The sequence below is a fragment of the Bradyrhizobium sp. F1.4.3 genome (assembly GCF_040548375.1).
Classification (GTDB): Bacteria; Pseudomonadota; Alphaproteobacteria; order Rhizobiales; family Xanthobacteraceae; genus Bradyrhizobium.
In genome coordinates, this window is record NZ_JBEPRN010000001.1 from 683,127 (window position 1) to 707,756 (window position 24,630).

General features: G+C 64.1%; 23 protein-coding genes. 9 read left to right on the forward strand and 14 right to left on the reverse strand.

Annotation, left to right across the window (positions count from 1 at the left end):
• Nucleotides 1-57: 57 nt before the first annotated feature.
• Both ABIB73_RS03395 and ABIB73_RS03400 read right to left on the reverse strand, forming a co-directional pair.
• The gene (locus ABIB73_RS03395; protein WP_354221416.1) at nucleotides 58-1,395 is read right to left on the reverse strand and encodes an acyclic terpene utilization AtuA family protein; all 1,338 of its coding nucleotides are present in this window, start codon (nucleotides 1,393-1,395) and stop codon (nucleotides 58-60) included.
• Between the two features lie 16 nt (nucleotides 1,396-1,411).
• Nucleotides 1,412-2,716, reverse strand: a complete 1,305-nt coding sequence (locus tag ABIB73_RS03400; protein ID WP_354221418.1) for a CitMHS family transporter — start codon at nucleotides 2,714-2,716, stop codon at nucleotides 1,412-1,414.
• A gap of 147 nt (nucleotides 2,717-2,863) precedes the next feature.
• On the opposite strand from ABIB73_RS03400, the gene ABIB73_RS03405 reads away from it, so the two are divergent.
• Both ABIB73_RS03405 and ABIB73_RS03410 read left to right on the forward strand, forming a co-directional pair.
• Nucleotides 2,864-3,739: a LysR family transcriptional regulator gene (locus ABIB73_RS03405; protein WP_354221420.1), complete on the forward strand. Its 876-nt coding sequence runs from the start codon at nucleotides 2,864-2,866 to the stop codon at nucleotides 3,737-3,739.
• 894 nt (nucleotides 3,740-4,633) lie between these two features.
• Complete coding sequence (locus tag ABIB73_RS03410; protein WP_354222543.1) at nucleotides 4,634-5,824, forward strand: hypothetical protein; 1,191 nt, start codon at nucleotides 4,634-4,636, stop codon at nucleotides 5,822-5,824.
• Here the strand turns inward: ABIB73_RS03410 and gmk are convergent.
• From gmk to fabD, 7 genes are all read right to left on the reverse strand, one after another.
• Nucleotides 5,757-6,416, reverse strand: a complete 660-nt coding sequence (gmk, locus tag ABIB73_RS03415; RefSeq protein WP_354221422.1) for a guanylate kinase — start codon at nucleotides 6,414-6,416, stop codon at nucleotides 5,757-5,759. The two genes, ABIB73_RS03410 and gmk, sit on opposite strands and share 68 nt — an antisense overlap.
• 3 nt (nucleotides 6,417-6,419) lie before the next feature.
• Nucleotides 6,420-7,307, reverse strand: coding sequence for a YicC/YloC family endoribonuclease (locus tag ABIB73_RS03420; protein ID WP_354221424.1), 888 nt, complete (start codon nucleotides 7,305-7,307; stop codon nucleotides 6,420-6,422).
• Nucleotides 7,308-7,417: 110 nt separating this feature from the next.
• The gene (mltG, locus tag ABIB73_RS03425; protein WP_354221426.1) at nucleotides 7,418-8,692 is read right to left on the reverse strand and encodes an endolytic transglycosylase MltG; all 1,275 of its coding nucleotides are present in this window, start codon (nucleotides 8,690-8,692) and stop codon (nucleotides 7,418-7,420) included.
• A gap of 125 nt (nucleotides 8,693-8,817) precedes the next feature.
• Nucleotides 8,818-10,083, reverse strand: a complete 1,266-nt coding sequence (gene fabF / locus ABIB73_RS03430) for a beta-ketoacyl-ACP synthase II (RefSeq protein WP_354221428.1) — start codon at nucleotides 10,081-10,083, stop codon at nucleotides 8,818-8,820.
• A gap of 108 nt (nucleotides 10,084-10,191) precedes the next feature.
• Nucleotides 10,192-10,431, reverse strand: coding sequence for an acyl carrier protein (locus ABIB73_RS03435; protein ID WP_008130699.1), 240 nt, complete (start codon nucleotides 10,429-10,431; stop codon nucleotides 10,192-10,194).
• A gap of 308 nt (nucleotides 10,432-10,739) precedes the next feature.
• Nucleotides 10,740-11,477 (reverse strand): 3-oxoacyl-[acyl-carrier-protein] reductase, encoded by a 738-nt coding sequence (gene fabG, locus ABIB73_RS03440; RefSeq protein WP_354221430.1) that lies wholly within the window; start codon nucleotides 11,475-11,477, stop codon nucleotides 10,740-10,742.
• 11 nt (nucleotides 11,478-11,488) lie between these two features.
• On the reverse strand, nucleotides 11,489-12,448 hold the full coding sequence (gene fabD / locus ABIB73_RS03445) for an ACP S-malonyltransferase (protein WP_354221432.1): 960 nt from the start codon (nucleotides 12,446-12,448) through the stop codon (nucleotides 11,489-11,491).
• A 300-nt stretch (nucleotides 12,449-12,748) separates the two neighbouring features.
• On the opposite strand from fabD, the gene ABIB73_RS03450 reads away from it, so the two are divergent.
• Nucleotides 12,749-14,014 (forward strand): diguanylate cyclase domain-containing protein, encoded by a 1,266-nt coding sequence (locus ABIB73_RS03450; protein ID WP_354221434.1) that lies wholly within the window; start codon nucleotides 12,749-12,751, stop codon nucleotides 14,012-14,014.
• Here the strand turns inward: ABIB73_RS03450 and ABIB73_RS03455 are convergent.
• Nucleotides 14,011-15,036 (reverse strand): fatty acid desaturase family protein, encoded by a 1,026-nt coding sequence (locus ABIB73_RS03455; protein ID WP_354221436.1) that lies wholly within the window; start codon nucleotides 15,034-15,036, stop codon nucleotides 14,011-14,013. The genes ABIB73_RS03450 and ABIB73_RS03455 overlap by 4 nt on opposite strands.
• Nucleotides 15,037-15,039: 3 nt before the next feature.
• Entirely contained in the window at nucleotides 15,040-15,747 is a 708-nt protein-coding gene (locus ABIB73_RS03460) for a TetR/AcrR family transcriptional regulator C-terminal domain-containing protein (RefSeq protein ID WP_354221438.1), read from the reverse strand.
• Nucleotides 15,748-16,081: 334 nt separating this feature from the next.
• Here ABIB73_RS03460 and rpsF point away from each other — a divergent pair, with 334 nt between their 5' ends.
• The 4 genes from rpsF (at nucleotide 16,082) to rplI (ending at nucleotide 18,591) form a co-directional block, all read left to right on the forward strand.
• Nucleotides 16,082-16,585, forward strand: coding sequence for a 30S ribosomal protein S6 (rpsF, locus tag ABIB73_RS03465; protein WP_354221440.1), 504 nt, complete (start codon nucleotides 16,082-16,084; stop codon nucleotides 16,583-16,585).
• Between the two features lie 5 nt (nucleotides 16,586-16,590).
• Nucleotides 16,591-16,830, forward strand: a complete 240-nt coding sequence (gene rpsR / locus ABIB73_RS03470) for a 30S ribosomal protein S18 (RefSeq protein ID WP_007592020.1) — start codon at nucleotides 16,591-16,593, stop codon at nucleotides 16,828-16,830.
• 130 nt (nucleotides 16,831-16,960) lie between these two features.
• On the forward strand, nucleotides 16,961-17,938 hold the full coding sequence (locus ABIB73_RS03475) for a YybS family protein (protein WP_354222545.1): 978 nt from the start codon (nucleotides 16,961-16,963) through the stop codon (nucleotides 17,936-17,938).
• Nucleotides 17,939-17,985: 47 nt separating this feature from the next.
• Nucleotides 17,986-18,591 carry a 50S ribosomal protein L9 gene (rplI, locus tag ABIB73_RS03480; protein WP_354221442.1) on the forward strand — a complete coding sequence of 202 codons (606 nt, stop codon included), beginning with the start codon at nucleotides 17,986-17,988 and terminating at the stop codon, nucleotides 18,589-18,591.
• 36 nt (nucleotides 18,592-18,627) lie between these two features.
• Here rplI and ABIB73_RS03485 read toward each other — a convergent pair whose 3' ends face one another.
• The 3 genes from ABIB73_RS03485 to ABIB73_RS03495 form a co-directional block, all read right to left on the reverse strand.
• Entirely contained in the window at nucleotides 18,628-19,095 is a 468-nt protein-coding gene (locus ABIB73_RS03485; RefSeq protein WP_354221444.1) for a PaaI family thioesterase, read from the reverse strand.
• A complete protein-coding gene (locus ABIB73_RS03490) occupies nucleotides 19,092-19,703 on the reverse strand; it encodes a TetR/AcrR family transcriptional regulator (protein ID WP_354221446.1) in 612 nt (203 codons plus the stop codon). The genes ABIB73_RS03485 and ABIB73_RS03490 overlap by 4 nt, the downstream gene beginning before the upstream one ends.
• Nucleotides 19,704-19,807: 104 nt before the next feature.
• Nucleotides 19,808-20,809: a hypothetical protein gene (locus tag ABIB73_RS03495; protein ID WP_354221448.1), complete on the reverse strand. Its 1,002-nt coding sequence runs from the start codon at nucleotides 20,807-20,809 to the stop codon at nucleotides 19,808-19,810.
• Between the two features lie 279 nt (nucleotides 20,810-21,088).
• On the opposite strand from ABIB73_RS03495, the gene ABIB73_RS03500 reads away from it, so the two are divergent.
• Both ABIB73_RS03500 and ABIB73_RS03505 read left to right on the forward strand, forming a co-directional pair.
• Nucleotides 21,089-22,339, forward strand: coding sequence for a cyclopropane fatty acid synthase (locus ABIB73_RS03500; RefSeq protein ID WP_354221450.1), 1,251 nt, complete (start codon nucleotides 21,089-21,091; stop codon nucleotides 22,337-22,339).
• A gap of 763 nt (nucleotides 22,340-23,102) precedes the next feature.
• Nucleotides 23,103-24,605 carry a replicative DNA helicase gene (locus tag ABIB73_RS03505; protein ID WP_354221452.1) on the forward strand — a complete coding sequence of 501 codons (1,503 nt, stop codon included), beginning with the start codon at nucleotides 23,103-23,105 and terminating at the stop codon, nucleotides 24,603-24,605.
• The last annotated feature ends 25 nt before the right edge of the window (nucleotides 24,606-24,630 follow it).

Below are 24,630 nucleotides of genomic sequence, written 5' to 3' on the forward strand. Positions count from 1 at the left end.
CTCTTCTACTGTTGATGTTGGTGGTGTTGTAGCCAGCATCTGGTCGCGGGCGCGGCTTCACGCCTCGAACAGTTGGATCGTAGGTGACGTCAGGTCCTTGGGCACCAGCACCGATGCCACCGCGACGATCTCTCGCGCCGACTTGAACGCTCCACCGCCTCCGGCTGGTCCGTTGGTGTAGAGAGTTTCCACTTCGTTGCCGATTAACACTGCCTCGGCGAGGCTGTTGGTGCGGCCGGCCGCTCTAATTCGGACTTCGTATGGATCGTGGCCTTCGGAGAACTCGCGGCCGTACAGCGCGCTTGATCCTATAAGATCGAAGCGAGATTCGTTCATTTGAACGCCACACAATTCCAGCCGTTGCCGAACAATTTCCAACGCCAGCGTTCCTCGCGATAACGCCCCGGGACCTCCATAAGATATCTGCCCTTCCCCGATATAGCTGTCGATATAGCCTACGGAGGTCTTGTAGGTGGACGTAGCCGGTTTCCCGGTCGCGCCGGAAATGCTTACCCTGTCAGGCCCGATCTGCTTGACCGTCACGTTGGAGAAATCCGCAACTACGTCGGGTTGGATGTAGTTCGCGGGGTCGTGGATTTCGTATAATAACTGCTCCTTGCAGGTCGCTTCGGTCACGTGTCCACCCGATCCCTCGACCTTGGTAATGACGACGTCGCCATCCTCGCTCACTTCCCCGATCGGGAAGCCGAGGCGCGCCAGCCCTGCGACGTCCTTCAAGCCGGGATCGGCGAAATAGCCACCGGTAATCTGGCCGGCACATTCCAGGAGATGCCCGACGAGCGCCCCGCGGCCCAACGAGTCCCAGTCGTCGCTCGCCCACCCGAACTCGTGAAGCAGAGGCGCGAGGAAAAGTGCGGGATCGCCGACTCGCCCCGTGACCACCACGTCTGCACCGGCCTGGAGTGCCCGGACGATCGGCTCTGCTCCGAGATACGCATTCGCCGACAACACCCGATTGCCGAGGTCGCCAATGCGCCCCTCGATCTCCAGGAAAGAGAAATTTCCCTGCTTGCAAACATCCAGTACATCGTCGCCGACTACGGCCGCGATCTTCAGGCTTCTGATCCCGAGTTCCTTGGCAATCCTGGCCGTTTTCCGAGCGGCAGCCTGCGGATTGGCCGCGCCCATATTGGTGATGATCCTGATGCCCTTGGCCTTGCAGATCGCCAACACGGCGCGCATGCGCCGTTCCAGCATGGGGTCGTAGCCCGCTTCCGGATTCTTCATCTTCTCCTGTTGCGCCAGCGCGATAGTGCGCTCGGCAAGGCATTCAAAGCCTAGATATTGAATGTCGCCCTTCTCGGCGAGTTCGATAGCCGGCTCGATGCGGTCACCCGAATAACCCGCTCCGGAGCCGATCCTGATGGTTTTCATAGGCGCACCTCAATGGTCACAACGGGAATACGCCGAAGATAACGCATGCGATGGTCATCACGACAGATGCACCGAGCAGAAAGGGAAAAGTAAATTTCTGGTGGTCTCCCAGATCCACCCCTGTCAGTCCGACGATCAGGAAGGTCGCGGGAGTGAGCGGGCTTACGGGAAATCCGGTCGTCATCTGACCGAGCAGCGACGCTTGCGCGAACTGGACAGGCGGAACTCCCAACTGCTTTCCGACTTCAGCCACGACGGGAAGTACGCCGAAGTAGAACGAGTCCGGATCGAACAACAGGCTCAACGGCATCGAGATCAGCCCGAGTCCGAAAGGAATATGCTGCGCCATGTTCGCAGGCACGAAGATCACCGCAGCCTGAGCCATCGCCTTGAGCATGCCCGAACCCTGCATGATTCCGGTAAACACGCCGGCTGCCAGCAGGATGCTCGCCATCATCAACGCGGCCTTGGCGTGGGCATCGACCCTCCTTCGCTGCATGTCGACGTTCGGGTAGTTGATCATCAGAGCGACACAGGTTCCAACCATGAACATGATTGCCGGCGGAATTTTCTCGCCCATCCAGACCATCGTGCCCAGCACAGCTACAGTCAGAACGAGATTGATCCAGAAGTATTTCGGACGTCGCAGCGCGATTTCCTCCTCGCTCAGCTTGCGCACAGCCACTACCGCATCGGTCTGCGAACCGGTTAGACCAAGCCGCTTTTCTTCGCGCCTTCCCAACAGATAGGCCGCCGTAAAAATAAAGATCAGACCGACAGCCTGCACGGCGATCAGCGGGTTGAAGATATCCGAAATCGGAATTTTCAGCGCTGCTGAAGCCCGGATCATCGGGCCGGTCCAGGGGAGAAAGTTGACGCCTGCAGCCATCGCCACCGCGCACGCCAGGATTCGTCTATCGATACCGAGCCGATCGTAAAGCGGCAGCATCGCGGGAATGGTGATCAGGAAGGTGACCGCGCCAGATCCGTCGAGATGAATCAGGAGGGCTAGGAGCGCCGTACCCATGACGATGCGGGTTGGCCGCGTGCCGACCGTCTGCAGAATGCGATCGATGATCGGATCGAGCATTCCCGCATCCGTCACGACACCGAAGAACAGAATGGCGAAGACGAACATGCCGACGACGGGCGCCAAGCTCTTGAGACCGTCGAGAACGAACTTGCTGGTATCGAAGCCGAAGCCACCGATCAGGGAGGCGATAACGGGGATCAGAATCAGCGCGATAAGCGGCGACATTCTTTTGGTAAGAATGACTGCAAGCAGCACCAAGACTGTGCAAAGGCCGAGAAGGGCCAGCATTTAATTCCTCCCGCGCGTATTTTTCTCTTGGCCGCCAAGCCCTGTTGAGCCTGGGCGCCAATTCGTAGCCACTGAGCGCGGATGTTCAGCAATTTTACAATTGAATTGTTTCGATCACAGTCATAACATTTTGTTATGGATGTGAATATGCGCCACGTTCGGGCTTTTGTTTCGGTCGCCCAACTGAAAAGCTTCACGCGAGCCGCGGCGCTGCTGCATGTTTCGCAGCCGGCGCTGACTGTGCAAATCCGCAAGCTTGAGGCCGCATTGGCAGTGCGCTTGCTGGATCGAAACAGCCGAACAGTCGAAATTACCCGCCTCGGACGCGAGTTGCTCCCGGTCTTTCAGCGCATCTTGCGCGAACTGGACGCCGTTGTTGTCGATACGCGGGCACTTGCCAATCAGAAGCACGGCGTCGTCCGCATTTCGGCCCTGCCATCGTTCGCCGCCGGCACCTTGCCCGGGCTGATTTCGAAATTTCGGCGCGCCCATCCCGGCATGTCATTCGTCGTCAAGGACGCGATTGCAAGCACGGTGATCGCGAGCGTCCGATCTGAGGAGGTCGATATCGGAGTCACCGGCGGCGATACCCCCGGGGACGATCTTGAAGTCGTACGCCGATCGCACGATCACATGCTCGTGGTGTTTCCTGCACAGCATCCATTCAACCGCAAACGGAAGATCACGGTAAAGGACCTTTCGGAGCATCCTTTAGTGCTGATGGATTCAGAAACCAGCGTTCGGGCAATCGTCGATGCTGCTTTTGCCGCGGCAGGACTTCTGGCGGTTCCTGCCTGCGAGGCCACCTACATGATGACCGCGGTTGGAATGGTGAAAGCAGGGCTCGGCGTGACCGTGCTGCCGGCCTCTGCCAAAGAGATCAGGGCGGAGCCCAGCCTGAAAGCACGACCGATCGACGATCCTGCGTTTCGACGGCCGGTTTTGGTCATCAAGAAACGAAGTCGAACCTTACCGCCAGCAGCTATGTTGTTTCTCGAAGAGATTTTCGCAGCGCTTGAATGAAGGTCGTGCTGCTACCCATTCCTTCGGGTAACAGAGACGCAGACTGGCGTTCGCCCAACAAGGACCGCCCCGTCGGGCAAAACACCTGGTCAAGCCCCCGCCGCAAAAACATTTCGCTTTTCAGAATTTCGGATTTGTGGCATAGACATCCCACCTCGGCCCGTCAAAGGGGCGTTTCGCGATCGTCACGAGATGCAGGCCGGGTTGCGGTGGACGCGGCAGCGTCGGCGCGGACGGTGTGATGGCAGGGCGGGAAACCGTGAGTCTCACGCGACGCGGGACGACACGGCGCTGTCACAGCGGCCTCGCCGGTCGCCGGGGTGAGCACACGCGAGCCCCGGACGATCAGGCAGGACCGTCCGCGGACGGAGAAGTCGTGTGGTCCTGACGCCCGAATCTGGCGTCAAGTTTTGCGGTGATGCGCGCGGCCCGTCCGGGCAGACGCATCAGCCATCCGCAAGGCGACGGGGGCAATAGGGTTCGACTCCCCGGGGAGAGCACGAAGGACACCGTTAAAACCATCCGCGCAGGGAAGGCCGGGCGTTTCGGCACACCTGTGGTCCAAACCGTGTGCACTTCTGTAGCGCACGGACCAAGGGTGCCGCCGGCGCCCGGCCTTCCCTGCGCCCTTTGATTTCCAGGGGTCGACGAAAGATGCAGCAAGGCTCGGGCAAAACCTGCCGCGAGAACGTGGAGCCGTGACGGATGCTCGGGAACCTGGACCGCCAGCAAGCAGTAGTGCTCTCCCGAAAAAGCCTGATTTCGCAGTGGAACGATCACTGCGCAGGCCCGATTCAGGCCACATCCTCTCCGGATTTGCGGCTCATTGCCACCCAAGTCTTTGAGGAGAAAGGGAAGGTAACGAGTAGCGTCATGCGTCACCGGGAGACCAGGATGGGCAACCGATCCGCGAAGTTCATATCCGCGCTTGTCGGCAGCATCATTGCCGGCGCGCCACTGGCCGCCGTGTCGCAGAACGCGCCGAGCGCACCCAGCACGGCAAGCACGGCCGGCGACTGCCTCGCTGCGCCGAAGAGCACGGCGCCGGAAGGACAGCACTGGTACTATCGCCTCGAGCGGTCGACAAAACGGCAATGCTGGTATTTGCGTGCCGAAGGCGGCAAGGCCGCGACAACGACGCAGACAGCAAACAGCGCGCAGCAGCCGGAGTCAGCGGCGCCGCAATCGGTGCAGGATGCGCGCGCCGAATACATCGCGCCGCAGAGCGCCGCGCAAAACACGCCGCCCACGTCGGCGGCAGCGCCGCAGCCTACGAGCAGCACCGCTGACGGCAATGCGCAGCCTGCCGTCGCTGCGCGCTGGCCCGATGCATCGATGGCGGCGGCCGCGCCCGCACCGCCGCCCGCTCCGGTGACACCAGATGCGCAGCCGAGCGCAAAGCCGGCCGCATCCCCCGCCCCGGCCGCATCCCCCGCCCCGGTCGCGCTCGCCGCAGCCGACGCGCCCGCCGACAAGCCAACAGGCTCGCTCCAGACGCTGCTGCTCGTCATCGTCGGCGCGCTGGCGCTCGCCGGGATCCTCGCCAGCGTGATCTACCGCTTCGCAGGCTCCCGCGTCCGCGTCCAGGCCGGCGACCACCGCCGCGTGAACTGGGACCATCGCGAGCCCCAGGATCACAACGACAGCCGCGCGCCGTGGCGGAACGCAGCGCCGGCCCCGGCGCCGCGAGCAGAACGGCCGCGTCCGGTGGACTTCGACGCTGCGCGTCCTCAGGCCGCGCAAATCGCCGCATTCGCCAACGCGATCGGCCGGGTCGCGGCGCAGGCCCGTTCCACGGATGTCGCAGCAGCAGAACCTGACGAGACCGAGATCGAACCATTTAATGGGGGGTTCGAGATCGAGGCCGCAGCGCCTCAGTTAGGTGCCAACGACAGCCATGACGAGGAGCCGGCCGATCGCGTTGAAGATGTACGCGACGACGAGGATGCGGTCGACATCGACATCATCACGGCGATGCTGGAACGGCTGGCGAAGGAAGGGCCGCGGCTGTCGCAGCCTAGCCTTGAAGCTGACCTTGCAGACCTCGCACAAAGGCAACGAGGCCAGTCCGCCGCTCGCGCTTGAGTCGCTCGGCCTTCAGGATCGACTGCACCTCGGCGAAGGCTTCATCGACATCGTGGTTGATGACGATGTAGTCGTACTCGGCCCAGTGGCTCATCTCGTGGCTGGCCCGGCTCATGCGATTGCGGATCACCTCGTCGGAATCCTGCGCGCGCGAATGCAGCCGCTTCTCGAGATCGCCGGCCGATGGCGGCAAAATGAACACGCTGACGACGTCGGCACGCGCCTTCTCGCGCAGCTGCTGCGTGCCCTGCCAATCGATATCGAACAGCACGTCCTGCCCGGCCGACAGCGCCGCCTCGACCGGCGCACGCGGCGTGCCGTAGCGGTTGTCGAACACGGTCGCCCATTCCAGGAGCTCATCGCCCTTCACCATGGCCTCGAACCTGTGCTTGTCGACGAACAGATAGTCGCGGCCGTCGACCTCGCCGGGGCGCATCGCCCGCGTGGTGGCGGAGACCGACATTTTCAGCCCGGGCATGCGCTCGATCAGCATTCGCGACAGCGTCGTTTTGCCCGCGCCTGATGGCGAGGACAGCACGAACATCAATCCGCGCCGCTCGACACCGTCAGTACCCTGACCGCCCGTCGTCATCGATCACTCCAGATTCTGGACCTGCTCGCGGAACTGCTCGACCACGTTTTTCATGGCGAGCCCCGTATTGGTCAGCTCGATGTCGTTCGACTTCGAGCAGCAGGTGTTGACCTCACGGTGAAACTCCTGCGCCAGGAAATCGAGCTTGCGTCCGACCGGGCCGCCCTTGCCGATCAGCTCGCGCGCCTGGGCGACGTGCGAAGCGATGCGGTCGAGCTCCTCGCGGATGTCGGCCCTGGTCGCGATCAGGATCGCCTCCTGCATCAGGCGGTCGGAATCGAAACGGTCGGAGGTGTCGAGCAGCGCTGCGATCTGCTCGGCGAGCCTGGCCTTGATCGCCTCAGGCTTGCGGCCGGGCGCTCCTTCCGCCTTTTTCGCCAGCGCCTCGACCTCGTCGACCCGCTGGGTCAGGATCTGCCCGAGCGAGGTGCCCTCGCGCTTGCGCATCTCGACGAGCTCCGCAAGCGCCTTGTCGAAGGCTTCCGCCACCGCGGCACGCGCCGCCTTGTCCTCGTCCTCGTCGCCTTCGGGCTCGGCGACCTCAATGACACCCTTGATGGCCAAAAGGCCGTCGACGCTCGGCGCGACCGCGTCGACCTTGCCGGCGATTACGGCGGCGGCCTTGAGCACGGCGTTGAGCACATCCTCATTGACGCGGACCGAGGCTGCGGCGTTGGCGCGCTTGACGGTGAGATTGGCGTACACGGTACCGCGCGACAAAAGCTCGCCGCCGCGCTTCTTGGCATAGGCCTCGAGCTCGTCGAACCCCTGCGGCAGCCGCACCCGCAGGTCAAAGCCCTTGGCATTGACCGACTTCAATTCCCATTCGAATGTATACGGCCCGCTCGCGCCGTGGCTTCGGGCAAAGCCGGTCATGGACGACAGCGCCATCGGGTCAGTTTCTCCGGACAAATGAGATTCGCGAGGCCATCAAGGCACGCGAATCTTAAGACTATTTTGCAGGAAAGTGTAATCCGCAAAGTCCCGTAGGCAGGCCTGCGCTAGCGCTGGATCACCGGCGGCGTCGGCTGTACCGCGCCCTGCCGGGCAGGAGCGGTACCGGCGGGCCGCGCCGGCGGCTTTTTCTGCTGGGTCGGCTTGGGTGGCGTGGTCGCGGTCGGCGCCGTATCCGCGGCTGCGGGCGCGGAGCCGGCCGGCGCCTGCGCGTCGTCGGCCGGCTCGACCGTGTCGTTCTGGATCTGCTTCTCCATCGCGCGCAGCTTGGCGACGTTTTTCTGGTGCGCGTCGTAGGTCTCGGTGAAGGCATGCCCGCCGGTGCCGTCGGCGACGAAATAGAGATCGCGGGTGCGGGCCGGGTTGGCGGCGGCTTCGAGCGAGGCGCGGCCGGGATTGGAAATCGGGCCCGGCGGCAGGCCGTCGATCACATAGGTGTTGTAGGGTGACGGCTGCGTGATCTCGCTGCGCTTGATCGGACGGCCCAGCGTGCCCTTGCCGCCGACGAGACCGTAGATGATGGTCGGATCGGACTGCAGCTTGATCTTCTGCTTCAGGCGGTTGATGAACACGGCCGCAACCCGGCTGCGCTCGTCGGGCTTGCCGGTCTCCTTCTCGACGATGGAGGCGAGCGTCACCAGTTGCTCCGGCGTCTTGATCGGCACGTCCTGGCTGCGGCGTTCCCAGATTTCGGCGAGCACGCGCTTGTGCGCCTGTTGCATGCGCTGGATCACATGGTCGCGCGGGGTCCCGCGGGGGAATTTGTAGGTCTCCGGCAGCAGCGTGCCTTCGCGCGGCAGCTCGCGCACGCTGCCGGTGAAGATGTCGTTGTCGGACAGCCGCGCCACGATCTGCTCGGAGGTCAGGCCTTCCGGTATCGTGACGGCATGCTGCACCACCTTGCCCTCGACGATGGTGGCGATGACGTCGCGCAGAGATGCGTTTTTCTGGAACGAATATTCACCCGGCTTCAGGTCCGAACTGGCCTTCAGCGCAGCGACGCTCGCGATGAACACCCACGGATTGACGTCGGTCACGCCTTCCCTGTTCAGGGTCTCGGCGATGTCGCGCTTGCCCGCACGCTGCGGGATGTTGACGATCTTGTCTTCCGGGAGCGGCCCGGCCGCCTCCAGCACCTGCCGGCCGTAGTAATAGATACCGCCGGCGCCGAGCATCGCAATCAGCAGAAGGGTGATGATGGCGTTGCCGACCACGACGAACGGGTTGCGCGCCCGTTCCGATCGCTTCGGCGGCGGCGGGACCTGCTCGGGCTCGAGCGCTGCCCGCGGACTGCGGGGCGAAATGGGCGGCCTTTCACTCATCGAAGCAACCTGAATCCTGCCGGTTCAATTGCGGCCCGACAATCGCTTGTCCTGCCAAATGCACGCGCCCACGTGTATGACTATCGTCGAATACGGCAAAACGGTGGATTCGTCGCAACCACAAACTAGTGGACCAGACGCCGGACGATCACCGACGCATTAGTACCGCCAAAACCAAAAGAATTCGACAACGCGACGTTGACGTCGCGCTTCCTCGCCTTATGCGGCACGAGATCGATCGCAGTTTCGACCGACGGATTGTCCAGATTGATGGTCGGCGGCACGACATTATCGCGAATCGCGAGAATGGCGAAGATCGCCTCGATCGCGCCGGCCGCGCCCAGAAGATGACCGGTCGACGATTTGGTCGAGGACATCGCGACCTTGGAGGCCGCATTGCCAAGGAGTCGCTCGACCGCACCAAGCTCGATCTCGTCGCCGAGCGGTGTCGAGGTGCCGTGCGCATTGATGTAGTCGAGATCGGACGCTGTCAGCCCGGCGCGCTTCAACGCTGCCGCCATGCTGCGAAAGCCGCCATCGCCGTCGGGCGCGGGCGAGGTGATGTGATAGGCGTCGCCCGACAGGCCATAGCCGATCACCTCGGCATAGATCTTCGCGCCGCGGCGCTTGGCGTGCTCGAGTTCTTCCAGGACCAGGACGCCGGCGCCCTCGCCCATCACGAAACCGTCGCGATCCTTGTCATAGGGACGCGAGGCCTTCTCGGGCGTCTCATTGAAGTCGGTCGACAGCGCGCGCGCGGCGTTGAAGCCAGCAATGCCGATGCGGCTGATCGGCGACTCGGCGCCACCGGCCACCATCACGTCGGCATCACCCAGTGCAATCAGGCGGGCGGCGTCGCCGACCGCATGTGCACCGGTCGAGCAGGCCGTGACCACTGAGTGGTTAGGTCCCTTCAACCCATGCTTGATCGAGACATAGCCGGAGGCGAGATTGATCAGGCGACCCGGAATGAAGAAAGGCGACACGCGGCGCGGCCCGCGCTCCTTCAGGAGGATCGCGGTCTCGGCGATGCCGTTGAGACCGCCAATGCCGGAACCAATCATGGTGCCGGTGGCACATTTGTCCTCTTCGGACTCGGGATGCCAGTTGGCATCGTCGAGCGCCTGGCCCGCGGCCGCCATGCCGAAGATGATGAAGTCGTCGACCTTGCGCTGGTCCTTCGGCTCCATCCAGATATCGGGATTGAAAGTGTCGTTGGTGCCGTCGCCGCGCACGACGGTGCAGGCGTATTTGGTCTGAAGATCAGAGACATCGAAGGTCTGGATCCTGCGCGCACCGCTTTCGCCGTTGAGGATGCGTTTCCAGGTCGGCTCGACGCCGCAGCCGAGCGGCGACACCATGCCGAGACCCGTGACGACAACCCGCCTCATATCCGAAAACTCCGCATCGAAAGATTCACGGCCAATAACAAGAAACCGGCTGACCGCTGGGAAGCGGCCCGTCCGGTTTCAATGTTGTCCCCGCGAAAATGAAGAGCCTTAGCTCTTCGCGTTCTTCTCGAGAAACTTCGTGGCGTCGCCGACGGTGAGAATCGTCTCCGCGGCGTCGTCCGGAATCTCGCAACCGAATTCCTCTTCGAACGCCATCACCAGCTCGACGGTGTCCAGACTGTCGGCGCCGAGGTCGTCGATGAAGCTCGCTGCGTCGACAACCTTCTCGGGTTCAACACCAAGGTGTTCGACCACGATCTTCTTAACCCGTTCGCCAATGTCACTCATTGCTTAACCTCGTGTTGTTCCCTGTAGACCCGACCCCCGGGACGATACGAGCCGTCGTGGTCGTTGACTGCCTTCGCTTACGAACTTTGATTTGGCCCCATCCTAACCGATGCAGGCCCGGCGAACGACGGCCAAGGCTCCGCATCGCCAATATACAGGGTTTCAAAAACCTGCAATGGCGTTCTTTGCCCATCCGTTGAGGGTCCGGTTATCATACTTCAACTGCCTTGACTACAAGCCTCAATTCGCTCCGGAAACGGCCGTTTGCCACATCCCACCCGCCCATTTGGGCGGTGCAGAACGAAGTGTCAGATCATGGCCATACCGCCGTTGACGTGAATGGTTTGCCCGGTGACGTAGGCCGCTTCGTTCGAACTCAGGTAGACGGCGGCGGCCGCAATATCCTCGGGCGTCCCCAGGCGGGCGGCCGGAACCTTGGTCAGAATCGTCTCGCGCTGCTTGTCGTTGAGCGCATCCGTCATCGGCGTCTTGACGAAGCCCGGCGCGATGCAGTTCGCGGTGACGCCGCGCTTGGCGTATTCGGCACCCAGCGTCTTGATCATGCCGATCAGGCCGGCCTTCGAGGCGGTGTAGTTGCCCTGCCCGGGATTGCCGGTGACGCCGACCACCGAGGTGATCGCGATGATGCGGCCGAAGCGCTTGCGCATCATCAATTTGGTGGCGGCGCGCGCCAAGCGGAAGGTCGCAGTCAGGTTGACGTTGATGACCTCGTCCCAATCCTCGTCACGAAGCTGGACGAACAGGTTGTCGCGCGTGATGCCGGCGTTGGCGACGAGGATGTCGACCTGGCCCATCGCGGCTTCCGCGGCGGGCACCAGCGCCTCGACCTCATCGGCCTTGGAGAGATTGCAGGGCAGCACAAGCGCGCGCTCGCCGAGCTTGCCGGCAAGCTCATCGAGCACTTCCTTCCGCGTTCCTGAAATAGCAACCGTGGCGCCCTGGGCATGCAGGGCCTGCGCAATCGCGCCGCCGATGCCGCCGGTCGCGCCGGTGACAAGCGCCTTCCTGCCAGTCAGATCGAACATCGATAACTCCTCTAGGCCTGCTTTGCAGCGGCCAATGCTTCCTTGGCGGCGGCAATGTCGTTCGGTCCGCCGACCGCAACACCGACGGCACCGTCCGCAATGCGCTTGACGAGACCGGTCAGCACCTTGCCCGCGCCGATCTCGAAGAAACGCGTCACGCCCTGCCCTGCCATATAGGCAACCGACTCGCGCCAGCGCACCGTGCCGGTGACCTGCTCGACCAGATGGCGACGAATCTCGTCGGGGTTGGTGATGCCGCTCGCCAGTACGTTCGCCACCAGCGGCGCCGCAGGCGCCTTGATCGTGACCTTGGACAGCGCCTCCGCCATGGCGTCCGCAGCCGGCTGCATCAGCTTGCAATGGAACGGTGCGGACACCGGCAGCAGCATCGCACGCTTGGCGCCCTTGCCCTTGGCGATTTCGACGGCGCGATCGACCGCGGCCTTGTCGCCGGAAACCACCACCTGCCCGCCACCATTGTCATTGGCGGCCTGGCAGACCTGGCCTTGCGCGGCCTCGCTGGCGACTGCCATTGCAGCCTCATAGTCGAGGCCGAGCAGCGCGGCCATGGCCCCGGCGCCGACCGGCACGGCTTTTTGCATTGCGAGACCGCGGGTGCGAAGCAGCCGCGCGGTGTCGGAGATGGTCAGGCTGCCGGCCGCCGCCAGCGCCGAATATTCACCCAGAGAGTGCCCGGCGACGAACGCCGCGTCCCGTCCCACGGAAAAACCCGCTTCAGCCTCCAGCACGCGCAACGTGGCGATGGACACCGCCATCAGCGCCGGCTGCGCGTTCTGGGTAAGCTGAAGGGTTTCGGCCGGGCCATCCCAGATGGTCGCAGTCAGCTTCTCCCCAAGTGCAACGTCGACCTCGTCGAACACGGCGCGCGCCACCGGGAAGGTGTCGGCCAGGGCCTTGCCCATACCAACTGCCTGGGAGCCTTGCCCTGGAAATGTGAATGCTGCCGTCATCGGCGCTCCCCGGTTCACTCGAGCAGTCTTCTTCAAGAACCGGCAGCCGACTACGTCCGGCCCGAGCCTTGGTTCCCGATCATGCTCGAAAGGGGCCGTAGACAACGACCGAGGCCGCGCTGTCAAGCCGCAATGGGCTCTCTATGGCACCCGGTCACAGGGATCGCGCCCCAAAAGCCGTCCGGTGCTGTGCGCCTACCGAGCCTGCCGCGCGTCGCCCGCTGGCAAAGCGTTTACGCTGTCGGGAACTCGGTTCCATCACTTAAGCGGCCTTAAATGCCGCGCGCCTAGGTTGCTTCCATGGCAACCATGGTCACACAGAGATCGACGGCTTCCGCTTCTGCTGGGCAACCGCAGCGGCCGTGGCTTCCCCTGCAGGCCTGCGTCGACTGGCTGCTCGCGGGGCCGCGTCCACAGCCCGAAGACATCCACAACGAATTGCTCCAGCAGCGGACCAACAAGACCAGGACGCTGGTGGTAGCCGTGGCGGCATCGATGCTGATCGCATCGCTTTCCGCCGCGCTGACCAGTGCCGCATGGGCGTATGCCTGGGTGCTGGCGGAGGTCGTCCTCGGCAGCACGCGCATCTCGCTGATGATGAGAGCCCTCGCGCGGGCGAAGCGAGACCGGCGGGCGCCGGTGAACGTCGCGCCGATCTGGGCCGGGCTATCATCCGTCATCCTGATTTCCGCCGGCTGCTATCAGTGTGTGGCGTCCGGCGTCATGCCGCTGGTCCTGATGGCCGGCATCGGGCTTGCGAATCTGGTCGGCGGCATCGCCTCGCGCAACGCCGGAACGCCGCGCTACGGCATTCTGCTGATCTGCATCCTGACGCTGCCATTCGCGGCGTCCACGATTATGTCGCCGGTGCCGTTCCTGTTCATCATCGGTCTGCAAACGCCGGTCTACACCGCAGGGATGATCTTCCTGCTGCTGGAGAACCACAAGATATTGCTCGATCTCCACCATTCCGAGCGCAACAACCGCCTGATGGCGCATCACGACCTGCTGACCGGTCTACCCAACCGCGCGCTCAACCAGAAACTTTTCGCCGAGATGCTCGACGGCCCGTGGCCGGATGCGGCGTCGGCGACCTCGAAGCTCACCGTGTTCTGCGTCGATCTCGATGGCTTCAAGGGCGTCAATGACAGGTTTGGACATGCCGAGGGCGACGCCATTCTCGTCGCCGTGGCGAAGCGCCTCTGCGCCAGCGTGCGCGACGCGGACGTCGCATGCCGTATCGGTGGCGACGAGTTCGTCATCCTGCTGCCCGACATTACCGACGACGAGGCTGCCGCAGTCGCCCGGCGGATCATCGCGCGTGTGGCGGAGCCGTTCGAGTTTGCGCCGGCGGCCCGTGTCGGAGCCAGCATCGGCCTCGCATCAGCGCCACGCGACGGCGTGACCGCCGACGATCTGCTGAGCGCCGCCGATCGCGCGATGTACGAGGCCAAGCGCCGCGGCAAGGGCGCTTTCGTGATCCATGGCGACGCGGTCGAGCCGGTTACGCTCGTCCCTGAAGCGACGGCTTTTCTCCCTGCGCCGAAAGCTGCGCTGGCCTGCTAGAACCCGCCAGCCTTCTGATCCGCGCCGACCTCGGCGCCGGTCCGCGCGCGACGCGCGCTGCTTGCCAATTGCCCCGGCCGATCGTCGCGATTTGGCTTTGCGGTGGCGAGCCGCAGCACCGCAGCGTAGTTCGGCTGCACTTCCATCCGGTCGGCGTGCCGGCTCTCGCTGAGCAGGCGATGGACCTTCGGCAGATTGTAGCAGGGCACGTAGAACAAGAGATGATGCTCGAGGTGATAGTTCACGTAGTAAGGCGCAATGAACAGGCGCTCGAGAAAATTGGCATGCGTGGTGCGGGTGTTGCGCAGAGGATCGCTGCTATCGGGAACGACGGCGTGCTCGGCGATGTTGCGGATGCGGGTGATGACCATCATCCAGGTGAGCAGCGGAACCAGCCATAGCAGCGGATAGGCCCACCACGCGCCGGCCGCCGCCAGCACTGCGAACATCACGGCATTGACGACGCATTGCGGGCCGAGCCTGTCCCAAAACTGCGCCAGATGCTGCCGCCACGACCAGTCCTTCGGCCCGAGCGCGTTAAGCAATTGCGCCTTGCGCTGCTGGAAGCCGGTTTGCCCGGTGATGTCGCGGATGAATTTGCGGCGATAGCTCAGCCCGGTGATCGGAAACGGCGCCGACAGCACGAGATCGGGATCGTCTTCCTGCTGGGTGCGCGCGTGATGTTGCAGGTGATAGCGGCGATAAGCGCGCGTTTCCGCAAAGACCGGATAGGCGCAGAACCACTGGCTCAGCGTCAGATTGGTCTTCTCATCGGCGGACAGGCAGCCATGGGCGCCGTCGTGCATGAGGATCGCAAGCCCAAGCTGACGCGAGCCGATGATGGCGACCGCAAGAATGTAGGTCAGCGGATTGGGCCACCAGGCCACGAGCGCGATCGCGCCGATAATCAGCGCCCAGGCATGCGCGATCAGCGCGACGCCCTTCCAAGTGACGCGCCGGCGTACATCGACGAGCTGGCCCTCGGTCAGGAATTCGCGGGCACGCATGCGAAGCGCGGTCATGGCCTAACTCTCCCCATCCGGAATGGTCGAAGCGTCGCGGTCGTCGACGAGGCGCAGACGCGCGGCGTCGCCGGTCGATTTCGCCTGCTCGCCGAGCACGCGCAGCATCTCGGCGCACAGCTCATCCGGCGAGCGGCCCATGGCGTAGCCTTCGAGGATGACGCCTATGGCGACCGCCCAGAACCGCCGCGAGCTCTCGTCGGGTGCGCGCAAAGAGCGCCAGCCATGCCGCGCGACCTGGCTCGCATAAGCGCGCGCGCCCTCGCTGTGCAGGCGTTCGATGGTGCGCTCGACCAGCGGCGCGAGATCCGGACGGCGCCGCGTTAGCGTCAACGCCTCGGCAAAGAAGGCGACCGAATCGCTCGCCGTCACGGTCTCGGCCAGCGCGTGCGTGTACTCCCGCGGCGAGCGCGCCTTCAGCGCCGCCTGCTCGGTCGCGCGCGCCAGATACAGCAGATCGCGGCAGGCGCATTCGACAAACAGCGCCTCCTTGGTGCGGAAGTAATAGGTGATCTGGCTCGGGAACGCGTTCGCGGCGGTTGCGATCTCGGTGATCGAGATGCCCGACAGCCCCCGCTCCCGAAACAGCGGGCTCGCCGCGTCCAGCAGCAGCGAGCGCATTTTGCGGCCGGCTGAGCGTGTCGCGCGCGCGGCATGCTTGGGGTCGCCTGCCGCCGCCTCAAGCGGCTCCTGGACCGACTTCTCCGCCATTGGCGCCTCTCCCTTGAATTATTTGTATGATATACAAACAAATAAATAAAGCTGCTTCGGTTCCCTCGTTACGCCCATACCGGAACCATCCGGGCCGAAACCTGGTCCTGGAACCTTGCCAAACCGGCCAAAATCCGTATAAGCGCGCCATCCGCAGACCCCGGCCGGGAGCTGAACGGACGGTCTCAGCAAATCATTCGTGATTTTGATGTGACAGGGCCAGTCGGCCCGTCGTCCCGTGTTTCCGCCTTCTGAGCTTAATCCCAGAGTCCTTTCCGAAGGCCTCTTAAGGGCTTGACGCCGGGCGATGCGCCAACATGAGGAAAGGACTTCCATGGCTCTCTATGAGCATGTTTTTCTCGCGCGCCAAGACGCGAGCACGCAGCAGGTCGAAGAACTGACTGCGCAGATGACCGGCATTGTCGAAGGTCTCGGCGGCAAGATCACCAAGACCGAGAATTGGGGGGTACGCTCCCTCACCTACCGCATGAACAAGAACCGCAAGGCGCACTTCGTGCTGCTCAACATCGACGCACCGTCCGCGGCGATCGCCGAAATCGAGCGTCAGGAGCGCATCAGCGAAGACGTGATCCGCTATCTCAGCGTCCGCGTCGAAGAACTCGAGGAAGGCCCGTCCGCAATGATGCGCAAGGCCGATCGCGATCGCGAACGTGATGATCGTGGCGGCGGCTTCCGCGGTGAGCGTGAAGGCGGCTTCCGTGGCGACCGCGAAGGCGGTTTCCGTGGTGGCGATCGTGAAGGCGGCGGCTTCCGTGGCGATCGCGGCCCGCGCCGTCCGCGCGACGAAGCTGAAACCACCACGACGGATGCGGAGTAAGATCAATGGCTGAAGCTGGTGCACGCCGTCCGTTTTTCCGTCGCCGCAAGAGCTGCCCGTTCACGGGCGCGAATGCTCCGAAGATCGACTACAAGGACTCCAAGCTGCTGATGCGTTACGTCTCCGAGCGCGGCAAGATCGTGCCGAGCCGCATCACCGCGGTGTCCGCGAAGAAGCAGCGAGAGCTCGCCCGCGCCATCAAGCGCGCACGGTTCCTGGGCCTGCTGCCCTACGTCATTCGCTAAGACCGCCAATACGATCGGCGGCGATACGCCGCCGATCGTGACTTTTCTGAACTCATAAGGCTTCCGGGTCGTCCGGTTGCCGATGGTTGGGGCAAAAGACGCCTCTAACCGCTCGGAAGGAGCGGGACAGCTGATGACCTTTGGACTGATAGCCCTGATCGCCGGCGCTGCGTCGGCCCTGATGTTCGCCTCGATCATTTCGGGCGCGCTGATCTCGCTCGTCCTGTTCTATCTCGCGCCGCTGCCGCTGATGGTGGCCTCGATCGGCTGGGGGCCGTTTTGCGCGAGCCTCGGCGGCATTGCCGCTGCGATCGGCCTCGGTGCCCTGTTCGGACTGCCTTACTGCCTCGCCTTTGCCGTCACCGTCGCGCTGCCGGCCTGGTGGCTCGGCCATCTCGTCCTGCTCGGCCGGCAAGTGGATAGCCCCATCCCTCCGCCTGCCACCGAGGCGCCGGCCGAACCCGAGATCGAATGGTATCCGGTCGGCCGCATCCTGCTGTGGATCGCGGGCTTCGCCACGCTGACCACGATCGCTGCCCTGCTCACACTCGGCACCGACGCCGAGGCCATCACCGGCACGCTGCGGCGCGGCCTGATGCGGATCCTCCGCGCCGCCGATCCGCAGGTCTCCGGCGAGGCCGACCAGTTCATCGACGCGCTCGTGACCGTCGCGCCGGCCGCCGCCACCATCGTCTCGATGATGACGCTCACCCTCAACCTCTGGCTCAGCGCCAAGGTGACGGCGACGTCGGGCCGGCTGCGACGTCCCTGGCCGGACCTGATGACGGCCGAACTGCCGCCGATGACGTTGGCCGCGCTCTGCATCGCGCTCGCCTTCTGCTTCACCGGCGGGCTGCTCGCGATCCTCGCCCAGATCACGACGGCGGCGTTGATGATGAGCTACGCACTGACCGGCTTTGCCGTGCTGCATACCTTGACGCTCGCGTTGAAGAGCCGCGCCTTCTGGCTCGGCTCGACCTACGCCGTTGTCGTCGTGTTCGGCTGGCCGGTGATCGCAATGGTGATCCTGGGCCTTGCGGACGCCGTGTTCGGCTTCCGCGAACGCTTTCTGCGCAACCGGCAGCCGCCGCCGTTGCCGACCTCTTAAGTCCAACCCGAAAACTGAAACTCAGAGCACTTCAAAGGAGAACGAATATGGAAGTCATTTTGCTGGAACGCGTGAGCAAGCTTGGCCAGATGGGCGAAGTCGTGAAGGTTCGCGACGGCTATGCCCGCAATTTCCTGCTCAAGCGCGGCAAGGCGTTGCGCGCCACCGCCGACAACCGCGCCAAGTACGATGGCATGAAGGCCGAGCTCGAGGCTCGCAACCTCCAGAGCAAGGGCGAGGCGTCCAAGATCGCCGAGAAGATCCAGGGCAAGAACATCATCGTGATCCGTCAGGCTTCCGAAGCCGGCCAGCTGTTCGGCTCGGTCACGGTGCGTGACGTCGTTACCGCCTTTGAAGCCGACGGTGTTTCGCTTGACCGTCCGCAGGTGCAGCTCGACGCGCCGATCAAGACCATCGGCAAGCACACCATCACCGTCGCCATTCACCCCGAGGTCGAGGTCGAGGTCACCGTCACGGTGGCACGCAGCCAGGACGAGGCCGAGCGCATCAACCGCGGCGAGGACATCTCGACCCGCAACGAAGACCGCGATGCTGCCGCCGAAGCGATCGCCGCCGCCGGCGAGTTCTTCGATCCGGAAGCCCAGCAGGACGACGCCGAGCCGGCCCCGGCTGCGGAAGAGACCGAGAAGTAAGCCTCGCGTTCATGCAGGCATCGAAGCCCGGCTGCCTCAGGCGGCCGGGCTTTTCGTTATTGCGGCAACGTCCTCGCTCAGCATCGCAATCGAGGCCAGCGCGGTTGCCGTATGCTTCTCGACGCCGTCGTTCACGCAGAACACGTCGGCAGCGACCACGGAAACCTGGCGGCCCGGCTTGATCACCCGCGCTCGGCAGATCAGCTTCTCGCCGACCGCCGGCGACAGCAGGTTGAGCTTGTATTCCGCCGTCAGCGCCGGCTGGCCGCGCGAGGTGGCGGCTGCGATGGTCGTGGCGTTGTCGACCAGAAAGGCGGTGACGCCGCCATGGAAGAAGCCATGCTGCTGCAACAGCTCCGGCCGGCGCTCGACCGCAATCGTGCAGGTACCGCGCGACAGTTCGGACAGTTCGGCGCCGACCAGATTCATGAAACCCTGCCGGCTGACATTGGCGTGGATGCGCTCGGCGACGGCTGCAAAATCGGGATCGGCCTCGTTGCTCATGACGCCACTCCTTCCTTGTTGTTGATGCGCCCGGGCGGCACCAGCGCACGGATGGCGCAGGCGATCAGCGTGTCGGCCTCGCTGCGCGGATCGGCGCGATCGCGCCCGGAGAGAAAGGCGCGGCAGAATATCTGCGCGGGGCCGATCAGCTGGCTGATGAACATCACCGGCGCCACGCCCAGGAGATTACCGCGCGCGACCAGCGGCGCGCGCCAGCGATCGAGGCCTTCGGCAAGCCGCGCGTTCTGCGCGCGTTGGGCGTCGCGGACGTCGTCGCTCCATTCGCCGCGCGAGATCTCGAAGAGATAACGCGCCTCGCGGCGGCTCGACGCCACCCAGTCGAGATGGGCGCGGATCAGGCGATCGATGCCCTGCTCCGCATCGGGCACGGGATCGAGCGCGGCGAGCATCGCGGCGTGATATTGCCGCAACACCTCCAGGAACAGCGCGCCGGCAAGCTCCTTCTTCGAGCCGAAGACATGAAAGAAGCTGCCGTTGGAGGCGCGCGCTTTGGCACGGATCGCGGCCACCGTCGCGCCCTCGAAGCCCGACCGGTCGAACACCGCGAGCCCCGCCGCCAACAGTTCCTCACGCACGCCGGATGACATCGACATCTCCTAGAGCCCAACTCTAGAGTATTACTCTAGCGGCGGTCAAGGCGATGCGGAGGCCGCGACGGGCGCGACCTCCGTGGATCGATCGGTACGTTGCCTTATCGCGAGATCGGCGGGGCCGGCGGACCGGCCTGTTCGGCGGGCGCCGGAGCCGCGGCGGTTGCTGGCGGCGACGGCTCCTGCGGCTTGGCCGCCGGCTCGGAGTCGCCGCCAGCGGCGGGCTCGGCCGGTTTGGAAGCCGCCGCTTCAGCCGGCTTGGGCGCAGCCGGTTCGGCCGGCTTCGCGGCGGCCGCCGGCGGCGCTGGTGTCACGGCCGGCACCGGATCGGGCCGCAAGGCCGGAGCCTCACTGCCGCTGGGCTCGACCTTGGCGCTGTCAGGCTTGACCTCGGCCGGCCTCTCGGATGCCTTGCCGCTGTCAGGCTTGGACTCGTCGCGACCGGAATCGACCTTGGCGCTCTCGCTGTTCGGTTCGGCCTTGGGTTCAACCTTCTTGTCGCCGGCCGACGGCGCAGCGGCATCCTCGGTCTCGGGCTTGCCGCGCTTGCTGAGCCGCTTGGCCTTGCGGCCCTCGGGGGCTTGTTCGCTCGCGGCCTGGCCCTCGGGCTTGGCGCCTTCCTTCGCGCCCTCTTCGCTCGGCCGCGCCGCGCGCTTCTGGCGGCCCTCAGGCGCCGGGCTTGCGCCCTCGCCCTCCGGCCTGGTGGCCTCCTGCGAGCGCTGGCGGCGGCCCTGATGGTCAGGCGCCTGCGCCGGATTGGTGTTAGCGTCCTTCTCCTTGGCGCCGTCCTTCTTGTCCTTGCCGCCATCCTTGGACTGGTAGCGGGCGTCGGTAGCGCCGTTGGAGACGAGGTAGGAGGCGAGGATGCCCGCCATGTCCGAGCTCGTCGTGTAGTGCTGACGCAGGAAACCCGGCAGCGAACCCGGCGATACCGTTTTCAACAGCCCCCTCGGGCTCTTGTGGCAGGCATTGCAGGTCTGCGCGAAGATCTGGGATGGGGCCTTGCCGGCCTCGAGGTTCGTCGCCTGCGCAAGAACGGTGTCGGTGGCGCCGAAGCCGATCAGAAGCAATACCGTCGCGAGGCTGAGCGCTCGGCTCGACATTCCCATTATCTCCATTGAAATCCGAGAGGTGCAGCCGGCCCCCCGGCGCGGCGGTGACCTTTTAGCCGATTGCGCTGCGAATGGAAGCACACTGATCACGCAAGCCCGTGATTACGCGTTTTTCGAATATCGGGTTTGAACACAATGCAATAGCGGGACGGAAACAGGCTGCTTAGATTTGAATGCGAACGCATTGGAACCAGCATGGGTCCCAAAGCGTCAGGTGTGACGGCCGGGTTAGTCGCATCTTTTCGGGTTCGCTCGAGGGGTGAGGTTCCGATGGACCGCTTGTTGCGTAGATTCCTGTCTCAATTCATCCGCCGCAGGTCGATGACGGTGACGACCGCAGGCGGAACGAGGTTCACCGTTGGCGACGGCTCAGGCCCACCGGTTGAGGTTCGCTTCGTCACTACGGACGCGCAGCGCAAGGTCCTCATCAATCCCGAACTCGGGCTTGGCGAGGCCTATATGGACGGCGAGTTCGTCGTCGAGCGCGGCACCATAGCTGATGCTCTCGCGGTGCTGCTCGATCAACCCGACCTGTTGCCGCACTGGGCAAAACCCTGGTGGCAGCTGCGCTTTCTCACGCGGCACCTGAGGCAATTCAATCCGCGCCCGCGCTCCCGCAGCAATGTCGCGCACCACTATGATCTCGACGGCCGGCTCTATTCGCTCTTCCTCGACGCCGACAAGCAATATAGCTGCGCCTATTTCGAGACGCCCGAGACCACGCTCGACGACGCGCAGCTCGCCAAGAAGCGGCACATCGCCGCAAAGCTGCTCATCAAGGGTGGCCGGCGCGTGCTCGACATCGGCTCGGGCTGGGGCGGGCTTGGCCTCTATCTCGCCGAGATCGCGGGCGCCGACCTCACCGGCATCACACTGTCGACCGAGCAGTTGCAGGTCGCAAACGCGCGTGCCGCCGAGAAAGGCCTGACGCGGTCGGCGCGGTTCCTGCTCCAGGACTATCGCGACATCGATGGGCCGTTCGACCGCATCGTTTCGGTCGGCATGTTTGAGCATGTCGGGGTCAAGTTCTACGACACCTATTTCAAGCGCTGCGCCGAGCTGCTGAGCGAGGACGGCGTCATGCTGCTGCATTCGATCGGCCGCTCGCAGGGCCCGGACTCGACCAATCCCTGGATTGCCAAGTACATCTTCCCCGGCGGCTACATCCCGGCGCTCTCGGAGGTGCTGCCTTCGATCGAGCGCGCCGGGCTCCTGGTCTGCGACATCGAGATCCTGCGCCTGCATTATGCCGAGACACTGAGGGCCTGGCGCGAACGCTTCATGGCGCGGCGCGAGGAAGCCGTGCAGCTTTACGACGAACGTTTCGCGCTGATGTGGGAGTTCTACCTCGCCGCTTGCGAGATGACGTTCCGCAAGCAGGACATGATGAACTTCCAGCTTCAGCTCACCCGACGCCAGGGCGTGGTGCCCATGACCCGCGACTATATCGCGCACGAAGAAGCCCGGCTGCACGCCCTTGAGGGCGGCGCCAAGCCGCGGCTGAAGCTCGCAGGTGAATAGGTCCTAGTGACGCAGGGTCGAAATCCGGGACAGCCGGAAAGACGCCGGTAACGCCAGCCGGGCTCGCAATTCCGCAAGGATTTCGGGCGCAACCGGCACTCGCCGCTGTTCTGGCAGCGCGGCATGCTCCATGGCGGCAATCAGCCCGGACAGCCAAATCCGGCTGCCTGCCTCGCTTCGCCAAATCTGGAGCTGCCGTTCTGGCCGCATCGCTCGCCTCGTCTCCCTGGGTCGGGATCGTCCGGGACAATCCCCCGCCCGCCTGCCTGTTCCGGTCATATCCCCGAAAGAATCCGGGGAGATGTGATCTGCTTCACATAAGTCCGGGCTGGCCTGGCTTAGATGGTCGCCATGAGCAAAGAGACCCAAACCTCATTCGACGTGCAGGACGACCTCCGCACCGATTACGCCCTGATCGCCACCGGCGTCGGAGCGGCCCTGGTTGCCCTGGTCTACCTTCTGCTGGTCTGAACTCGCGCCCAAAGCTGCCAGCGTGCGTCATTTCGCGCGCTTATCGGTACGTCTGCGCGCCAATCCATTAGGTTCATGATTTCCGGATATTTCCGTGGCGCGGTCGCGGCCGCTTCCAGCGCCGGGCGAGTTCCGCGAAAATCCGTCAAGCGCGGCGCGTGCTGCGGCTCCTATTCATCCACCGCTTTTATGATCGGTTGATAGCGGCGAGCTTTTGCTTCCGCTTCGGGCCGGGGCGGCGCTTTATCCCGGCCCCGCATCCGCCCAACAAAATTGCTAAGCACGTCCGACCATGGCCCTGACTGATTCGAACGTCCTCAAACTCGCGCCCGAAGCCGGAACTCCCGCCTATCGGAGCGCGCCGCATAATATCGAGGCGGAACAGAGCCTTCTCGGCGCAATTCTGGTCAACAACGACGCCCTCTACCGCGTCTCCGACTTCCTGGAGCCGAAGCACTACTTCGAGCCGCTGCACCAGACCATCTTCGAGACCGCCAGCAGCCTGATCCGGATGGGCAAGATCGCCACTCCCGTCACGCTGAAGACGTTCCTCCCCGCCGACACCGACGTTGGTGGCATGACGATCGGGCAGTATCTGGCGCGCCTGGCCGCCGAAGCGACCACCATCATCAACGCCCAGGACTATGGCCGCACCATCTACGACCTGGCATTGCGGCGCGACCTGATCGGCATCGGCGAGGACATGGTCAATGTCGCCTATGACGCGCCGGTCGATTTTGCGCCGCGGGCGCAGATCGAGGATGCCGAACGCCGCCTCTACGAGCTCGCCGAGTCCGGCCGATATGACGGCGGCTTCCAAAAGTTTTCGCAGGCGCTGACGGTTGCCGTAGATCTCGCAGCGAAAGCGTTCCAGCGCGACGGAAAACTATCGGGCATCTCGACGGGGTTGCGCGACCTCGACGCCAAGATGGGCGGCTTGCAGCACTCCGACCTCATCATCGTCGCGGGCCGTCCCGGCATGGGCAAGACCTCGCTGGCGACCAATATCGCCTACAACGTCGCCCAGGCCTATGTCGGCGAGCTCCAGGCCGACGGCACCATGAAGGCCGCCAATGGCGGCGTCATCGGCTTCTTCTCCTGCGAAATGTCGGCCGACCAGCTCGCCACGCGTATTGTGGCGGAGCGCACCGGCATTCCCTCCTCCAACATCCGCCGCGGCGGCATTTCGGAAGCCGATTTCGAGAAGATCCGCCATGTCTCGATCGAGCTGCAATCGCTGCCTTTCTACGTCGACGAGACCGGCGGCCTGTCGATTGCGCAGCTCATGGCGCGCGCGCGCCGGCTGAAGCGGCAAAAGGGCCTCGATCTCATCGTCATCGACTACATCCAGCTGCTGTCCGGCTCGGGCAAACGGAGCGAAAACCGCGTACAGGAAATCACCGAGATCACGACCAGCCTGAAAGCGCTGGCGAAGGAGCTCAGCGTCCCCATCATCGCGCTGTCGCAGCTCTCGCGTCAGGTCGAATCCCGCGAAGACAAGCGACCGCAGCTCTCGGACCTGCGCGAATCCGGTTCGATCGAGCAGGACGCCGACGTCGTGCTGTTCGTGTACCGCGAAGAGTATTACCTGGCCATGAAGCAACCGAACCCTGGCACAGAAGAGCATCACAAGTGGCAGCAGGAGATGGATCGCGCGCTCGGTAAGGCCGAAGTCATCATCGGTAAACAGCGTCACGGTCCGACCGGCACCGTTGCGCTGCAATTCGATTCTATGGTCACCCGTTTCGGCGACCTCGCCGAGGGGAGCCAGTTGCCGGATCGCAACGACTACTGAGCTCCTTGGGTTGAACCGAACCGGG

Excerpts from the sequence above, each read along its gene's own strand:
- mltG (WP_354221426.1), bottom strand. The coding sequence starts at position 8,692 with ATGAGTGAAAGGCCGCCCATTTCGCCCCGCAGTCCGCGGGCAGCGCTC.
- fabF (WP_354221428.1), bottom strand. The coding sequence starts at position 10,083 with ATGAGGCGGGTTGTCGTCACGGGTCTCGGCATGGTGTCGCCGCTCGGC.
- ABIB73_RS03420 (WP_354221424.1), bottom strand. The coding sequence starts at position 7,307 with ATGGCGCTGTCGTCCATGACCGGCTTTGCCCGAAGCCACGGCGCGAGC.
- ABIB73_RS03505 (WP_354221452.1), top strand. The coding sequence starts at position 23,103 with ATGGCCCTGACTGATTCGAACGTCCTCAAACTCGCGCCCGAAGCCGGA.
- ABIB73_RS03490 (WP_354221446.1), bottom strand. The coding sequence starts at position 19,703 with ATGTCATCCGGCGTGCGTGAGGAACTGTTGGCGGCGGGGCTCGCGGTG.
- fabD (WP_354221432.1), bottom strand. The coding sequence starts at position 12,448 with ATGACGGCAGCATTCACATTTCCAGGGCAAGGCTCCCAGGCAGTTGGT.
- ABIB73_RS03410 (WP_354222543.1), top strand. The coding sequence starts at position 4,634 with ATGGGCAACCGATCCGCGAAGTTCATATCCGCGCTTGTCGGCAGCATC.
- rpsR (WP_007592020.1), top strand. The coding sequence starts at position 16,591 with ATGGCTGAAGCTGGTGCACGCCGTCCGTTTTTCCGTCGCCGCAAGAGC.
- ABIB73_RS03500 (WP_354221450.1), top strand. The coding sequence starts at position 21,089 with ATGGACCGCTTGTTGCGTAGATTCCTGTCTCAATTCATCCGCCGCAGG.
- ABIB73_RS03460 (WP_354221438.1), bottom strand. The coding sequence starts at position 15,747 with ATGGCGGAGAAGTCGGTCCAGGAGCCGCTTGAGGCGGCGGCAGGCGAC.
- ABIB73_RS03405 (WP_354221420.1), top strand. The coding sequence starts at position 2,864 with ATGCGCCACGTTCGGGCTTTTGTTTCGGTCGCCCAACTGAAAAGCTTC.
- ABIB73_RS03400 (WP_354221418.1), bottom strand. The coding sequence starts at position 2,716 with ATGCTGGCCCTTCTCGGCCTTTGCACAGTCTTGGTGCTGCTTGCAGTC.
- rplI (WP_354221442.1), top strand. The coding sequence starts at position 17,986 with ATGGAAGTCATTTTGCTGGAACGCGTGAGCAAGCTTGGCCAGATGGGC.
- gmk (WP_354221422.1), bottom strand. The coding sequence starts at position 6,416 with ATGACGACGGGCGGTCAGGGTACTGACGGTGTCGAGCGGCGCGGATTG.
- ABIB73_RS03395 (WP_354221416.1), bottom strand. The coding sequence starts at position 1,395 with ATGAAAACCATCAGGATCGGCTCCGGAGCGGGTTATTCGGGTGACCGC.
- ABIB73_RS03450 (WP_354221434.1), top strand. The coding sequence starts at position 12,749 with ATGGCAACCATGGTCACACAGAGATCGACGGCTTCCGCTTCTGCTGGG.
- ABIB73_RS03485 (WP_354221444.1), bottom strand. The coding sequence starts at position 19,095 with ATGAGCAACGAGGCCGATCCCGATTTTGCAGCCGTCGCCGAGCGCATC.
- ABIB73_RS03435 (WP_008130699.1), bottom strand. The coding sequence starts at position 10,431 with ATGAGTGACATTGGCGAACGGGTTAAGAAGATCGTGGTCGAACACCTT.
- ABIB73_RS03495 (WP_354221448.1), bottom strand. The coding sequence starts at position 20,809 with ATGTCGAGCCGAGCGCTCAGCCTCGCGACGGTATTGCTTCTGATCGGC.
- ABIB73_RS03455 (WP_354221436.1), bottom strand. The coding sequence starts at position 15,036 with ATGACCGCGCTTCGCATGCGTGCCCGCGAATTCCTGACCGAGGGCCAG.
- fabG (WP_354221430.1), bottom strand. The coding sequence starts at position 11,477 with ATGTTCGATCTGACTGGCAGGAAGGCGCTTGTCACCGGCGCGACCGGC.
- rpsF (WP_354221440.1), top strand. The coding sequence starts at position 16,082 with ATGGCTCTCTATGAGCATGTTTTTCTCGCGCGCCAAGACGCGAGCACG.